This is a genomic window from Paraburkholderia sp. SIMBA_027 (genome assembly GCF_046535315.1).
Taxonomy (GTDB): domain Bacteria; phylum Pseudomonadota; class Gammaproteobacteria; order Burkholderiales; family Burkholderiaceae; genus Paraburkholderia; species Paraburkholderia tropica.
In genome coordinates, this window is sequence record NZ_JAWRWY010000694.1 from 1 (window position 1) to 268 (window position 268).

Annotated in this window: 1 pseudogene; it reads left to right on the plus strand. The window is 50.0% G+C overall.

Features of this window, described 5'->3' with window-relative positions:
• A pseudogene (locus SB764_RS40805) lies at positions 1-268 on the plus strand (elongation factor 4); the annotation flags it as partial.

A 268-nucleotide genomic window follows, 5' to 3' on the forward strand; every position in this document is an offset into this window, starting at 1 on the left:
TATGAAGTTGAAACCACGTCAAGAGAAGTTATCTACGTCGACAGCCCATCCAAGCTGCCTGCGGTAAATAACATTTACGAACTGCGCGAGCCGATTGCAGAATGTCACATGCTGCTGCCGCAGGCATATCTCGGCAACGTTATTACGCTGTGCGTAGAAAAACGCGGCGTGCAGACCAATATGGTTTACCACGGTAATCAGGTGGCACTGACGTACGAGATCCCGATGGCGGAAGTTGTGCTCGACTTCTTCGATCGACTGAAATCTA